Source organism: Oligoflexus sp. (assembly GCF_035638955.1).
Classification (GTDB): Bacteria; Bdellovibrionota_B; Oligoflexia; order Oligoflexales; family Oligoflexaceae; genus Oligoflexus.
In genome coordinates this window covers 1-4,603 of the sequence record NZ_DASQYZ010000099.1, presented here as the reverse complement: position 1 = coordinate 4,603, position 4,603 = coordinate 1, and the positions used below count along the sequence as shown (strand labels likewise).

Genomic DNA, 4,603 nt, shown 5'->3' with positions numbered 1-4,603 from the left:
TACAGAAGTCGACAAGACTGACTTTGCCCTTGATGATATCCAGGACCGCCTCTGCCTTCCTCTTGCCTGTCCAACGCTGATTTTCTGACACAACTGCACCTTCGCTGTAAGCCATAGATTTCCTTTCTACAGCAGCTTAAGGGTGGTCTCAATCAAATTGGGGTCACTATAATTTTACCAAAAAAGTCGTTACTCGAACCCAACCAGACTTCTCCCACCAGTAATTCCTCTCCCACGAGTAATTCGCTGCTTGTAAAAATCCAATCAGCTGAGGGGAGAGACAAAATACGGTTCTCATAGCGCGATTTCTCTGTATCATAGAGAGTGACGAGAAGGCGGTCAGCTTTCTCGTTGAAAACCAAACCCCAAATATCAACATATGATTCGAGGGATATTTCCAAAGGGCTTGGGGTTGCTCCAGAAACGAATATTTTGTTATCAACGGCATAGGCTGCCCGTTTCCCCTTGCCGAAGGTCACCACTTTTGTGTCCAATGGCATGGTCATCGGACTGCCCCGTTGTTTGGCTGGGGTTTCTTCAGGTGTCCAAAGAAATACCCGACCATTGCCGGCAATGAGGATCTCGTTGTCGTCAAGGTTTGTGGCAGTCATCACCTCGTTAATGTTTTCAAGCGTCGTCCTTGCTTTGACTTCGCCCAGGTAAGTGACAAGAATCTGCTTGCCTCTGTTCGTCGAGAATACGAGTCGATCTTTGCCGACCACAGCGATCATAGAGACAGCCGGCTTTTCCCTTGGCGATTCGTAACAGCTATCAAAGTGCAGTCAAGAAAGGCAAAATCAAACCGGAGGAATGTGAACAGCGTCTGGCATTGCTCACTCCTGGCCTTGTCTATGAAGATCTCAAGGATGCAGATCTGATCATCGAAGCTGTCTTTTAAAACATGGAAATCAAGCAGCAGGTCTTCAAGGCGCTGGATCAAATTGCGAAACCGGGAGCGATCCTGGCAAGTAACACCTCGACGCTGGATATCAACACCATCGTCGGCGTCACGAGCCGACCAGCCGACGTGCTGGGACTGCACTTCTTTAGCCCGGCCCACATCATGAAGCTGCTTGAAGTCATACGCGGGGCTCAAACGGATCCTGACGTGCTCGTTACGGCCATGAATTTGGCTAAGACCATTAAAAAGACGGCGGTTGTCTCCGGAGTGTTTGATGGATTCATCGGCAACCGTATGATCGCTGCCTACAGTCAGCATGCCATGCATCTCCTTGAAGAAGGGGCGATGCCTCAGCAAGTCGACCAGGCTTTGGAAACTTTTGGAATGGCCATGGGACCCTTCCGAATGAGTGACCTTGCGGGCAATGATATCGGTTGGGCTATTCGAAAACACCAGTTGATTGCCACCCCTGATCCCCAGTATCCACGCCTTGCCGATCGTCTCTGCGAGTTGGGCCGCTTCGGGCAGAAAACTGGCCAGGGTTGGTATCAATACGAGGCAGGCAGTCGCGAGGCCCGAGTCGATTCCATCGTTGAAGAACTGATCATCGCCTATCAAAGCGAAAAGGTAATGCAAGCAAGGTCGATTTCTGAACAGGAAATCGTCGAGCGTTGTATCCTGGCGTTGGTTAACGAAAGCACCCGCATTCTGCAGGAGAAGATTGCTCAGAGGGCTTCAGATATCGATATGGTTTATCTCAGTGGCTATGGTTTTCCCTTGTATCGAGGCGGACCGATGTTTTACGCCGATAGAATCGGGCTGGAACAGGTGTCGAAGACAATGGAAAATTTCTACAGGCAAACGGGCGATCCGTTTTGGAAGCCAGCGCCCCTTCTGGATAACCTTGCTGCCCCGGGACGATCTTTTAACGGCTGAAAGACCTGCATCTGGGTCCCTATAGATGTCAATTGGGCATGCAATAAAATAAGAACGGTTTTTGGCTCCCCCTGCAGTAAACCCGAAGCTGCTTCGTATCATAATGCGAAGTATCCGTTTCGGGTCCCACACAAATTCGATTCCAGCACTAACTTCATGGACAAGGCGCGTGCGACGTATCCAGGTTCCATGGGCTATTTCATTCTGCCACTCACTGGCTGCTTAATGATGAAGGTTATTATGAAGAAATTGTTTTCCGTTCTGGTCTGTCTGGCCTTTACTGGTTCGCTTTACGGTCAGTCGCAAGAATCCATCGTGGCGATACAGCAAGCTCAGATTCGTACTTTAAGAGATACCATTCAGCAGATGTCGACTCAGTTGAAGGCCTTGGATTCCAAAGCTGCAAATCTCGAACTTATGGACACTCGCCAGACCATCGAACTCACCGATATCAAAGCAGGGAAAAGCCGGATAAGCGGGCCCCTGGTGATTGACGGCAATACTTCCATTGATGCCGGCTCTGGTTGGCACAGAAGCTATGGTGACACAGGCTGGTACAATGGGACCTATGGCGGCGGATGGCACATGATCGATAGTACGTGGATTCGTTCCTACGGATCGAAAAGTATCTATTCCGACCAAACCATACGCGCCGACAACGGATTTCAAGTCGATGGCATTGTGGTGATCGATGGCAACGGCAGACTTCCCCAGCTCGACGCCATGAAATCTGTCAGCCTTTACAATTGCCCATGCACCGGACAGATAACCACTGCCCCGGTCTGTTTCCAGTTTCCTGCTACAACCAAACCTTGCGACCTCATCGGAACATTCTTAAGTCGCTAAATGGACCCGGCATGCTCCGGGTCCCTGCCATCATTTTTCCCGGTCAGAGCCCCAGAAAGAATCCAAAACTTTGTCGCGGCCGCACGAGTGGCGATAATATTCGTAGCGGACTGGATTTTTTTTATAGTACTGCTGATGGTAGTCTTCTACAACATGGAAACGAACTGGCGTTTCAGAGGATCGTTGAATCCCGGCGCTTCCAGCATGGCGTCCCGAATGGCGTCGGTGATGACCCCTTCCCAGACTGGCTGACAAAGCCCAGTAACAAACCAGACCCGCCGGAACTTGAATGGCCAAAGAGATCGGCGGCATCAAAGCCAAAGGTGATAAGAAAAAAGCCAAGGACTATACCCGCGAATACGTCGATGGCAATCTGCAGCTGCGTGATTTGATCACCGACCGTTATCTCCGTTATCCGAAACAAAGTTTTGTGTACTCTGTCGATATCTAATCGTCCAGACCTGCAGGAAGGAGTGCTCTATGGATCTTCTCAACGCGATCATCGATACCACCAAGCAACTCGCCGGCGACGCCATTGCCCAAAAAGCTGGCGCCCATACCGAGCAAAGCGCGGACACCGTATTCGAAGTCTTTCTGCAATGGTTCAATGCGATGGAAGAGCAGCATAAAGAGGAATTCGTTCGGATCGTAAAGTCCATGGCCGGATCCCTGTCTGGTACCGGGGAAAGCGTCGAGAACATCTGGGAAGGGATCAAGGACAACGAGATGGTTCGACATTGGATAGGAAGCCTGTCGCAGCAGCTCGTCAAGCGCTTGACTCAGGAGTTTTTGTCCTGATCGACTTTAATTTCCGCAACAGCAATAGTTGGGTCCAAAGTCCAGGTACGCACATGTATTGTAGCGATAGGTCTTAAAACCTATCGCTTGATCTTTGGGAGCTGCGTTGTTGATCGCATAAATGTGCAAAGAATTGAAACAGCTCAGCCTGCCAGCTTGCCCTTCCGTTTGCTGTGAACAAAGCTGGTCACAGGTCTGTGCTCCATTGGTTCGTGTCACTGCAAATACCCAGCCTATACCAGGACGTATAGCCGTGCACGTTGCCTGCGCTTGTATTTGTTGCAGAACCCCATTGAATTGGTTACGACTCGCCAGCTGCTCTAAATCACGATCTATTTTTTGAATCTGGGCCTGTTGTACGGCCACGACCCGACCGTCCACTTGAGCCGCAAGAGCAGTTGAAAAGGCCAAAATAATAAAGCTCAGGACCAAGCGGCACATGGATATCTCCCAAGAGAAGGTCATAATTGTAAAGACAAATCGGCGTAGTAAAGCCGTTCCATCAGTCACGAGACGTAACAGCCCAGGAAAGACTGCGGAGGAATAAAATAAAATCCAAATGCGCGCAATATTTGAGGTCCTTGCATCGCTTGATGCCGGAATGAATTGGAAATCATGGAGATAATTGGAATGAAAGCGGCCTTGATCGCATAAGAAACTCTTCGATTTTGACAAGATCGTCTCTTTGAACCGGAATGGAGTTTTTACTCTTGTGCGGATAGAATTTTTCCCGACCTAACCTGAGGTAGCGGTCGAGAATTTCTTCGAGCTGACTGAGTTGATTGAGACAATTCTCCATGTTACATTCCCCTCCGGATCCCTTGAATTGAGCGACATATAGCTGTTCCGCATCGTGTATAGCTGACGTCAGGAGGCGCAAAGACAGCGACCTCGCATTGCCCTTCCAGGTATGCAGAAGGATAAAAATCGCATGTGATCGATCATGAGGCTGCAATCCGGAACCCACCAGAAGTTCATGCATTAAGCTCGGCTTTTGCCCTTTTTCCGGAGGCTAAAAGCAATCGTTTTCGGACTGAGGTCAAGCGATCCTTGGCTGGCGAAGATCTTGCCAGCCAGCTTAAGGTCTGATCGACCCTCTTATTCCGGACAAATTATTTGGAT

The 4,603-nt window shown here is 49.6% G+C and carries 5 protein-coding genes and 1 pseudogene; 4 read left to right on the top strand and 2 right to left on the bottom strand.

The window, feature by feature from the left end:
• Window positions 1-152 precede the first annotated feature (152 nt).
• A complete protein-coding gene (locus tag VE954_RS09600) occupies window positions 153-731 on the bottom strand; it encodes a hypothetical protein (protein WP_324952072.1) in 579 nt (192 codons plus the stop codon).
• 26 nt (window positions 732-757) lie between these two features.
• Between VE954_RS09600 and VE954_RS09590 the strand changes: the two are divergent.
• The 4 genes and pseudogenes from VE954_RS09590 to VE954_RS09575 form a co-directional block, all read left to right on the top strand.
• Window positions 758-1,837 (top strand): annotated as a pseudogene (locus VE954_RS09590) (3-hydroxyacyl-CoA dehydrogenase NAD-binding domain-containing protein); the annotation flags it as partial.
• A 240-nt stretch (window positions 1,838-2,077) separates the two neighbouring features.
• Entirely contained in the window at window positions 2,078-2,683 is a 606-nt protein-coding gene (gene pilV / locus VE954_RS09585) for a shufflon system plasmid conjugative transfer pilus tip adhesin PilV (RefSeq protein WP_324952070.1), read from the top strand.
• 289 nt (window positions 2,684-2,972) lie between these two features.
• Window positions 2,973-3,134 carry a hypothetical protein gene (locus tag VE954_RS09580; protein WP_324952068.1) on the top strand — a complete coding sequence of 54 codons (162 nt, stop codon included), beginning with the start codon at window positions 2,973-2,975 and terminating at the stop codon, window positions 3,132-3,134.
• A gap of 29 nt (window positions 3,135-3,163) precedes the next feature.
• On the top strand, window positions 3,164-3,481 hold the full coding sequence (locus VE954_RS09575) for a hypothetical protein (RefSeq protein WP_324952066.1): 318 nt from the start codon (window positions 3,164-3,166) through the stop codon (window positions 3,479-3,481).
• A 6-nt stretch (window positions 3,482-3,487) separates the two neighbouring features.
• Here the strand turns inward: VE954_RS09575 and VE954_RS09570 are convergent, their stop codons facing one another.
• Window positions 3,488-4,156 (bottom strand): hypothetical protein, encoded by a 669-nt coding sequence (locus VE954_RS09570; protein ID WP_324952065.1) that lies wholly within the window; start codon window positions 4,154-4,156, stop codon window positions 3,488-3,490.
• Between the last annotated feature and the right edge of the window lie 447 nt (window positions 4,157-4,603).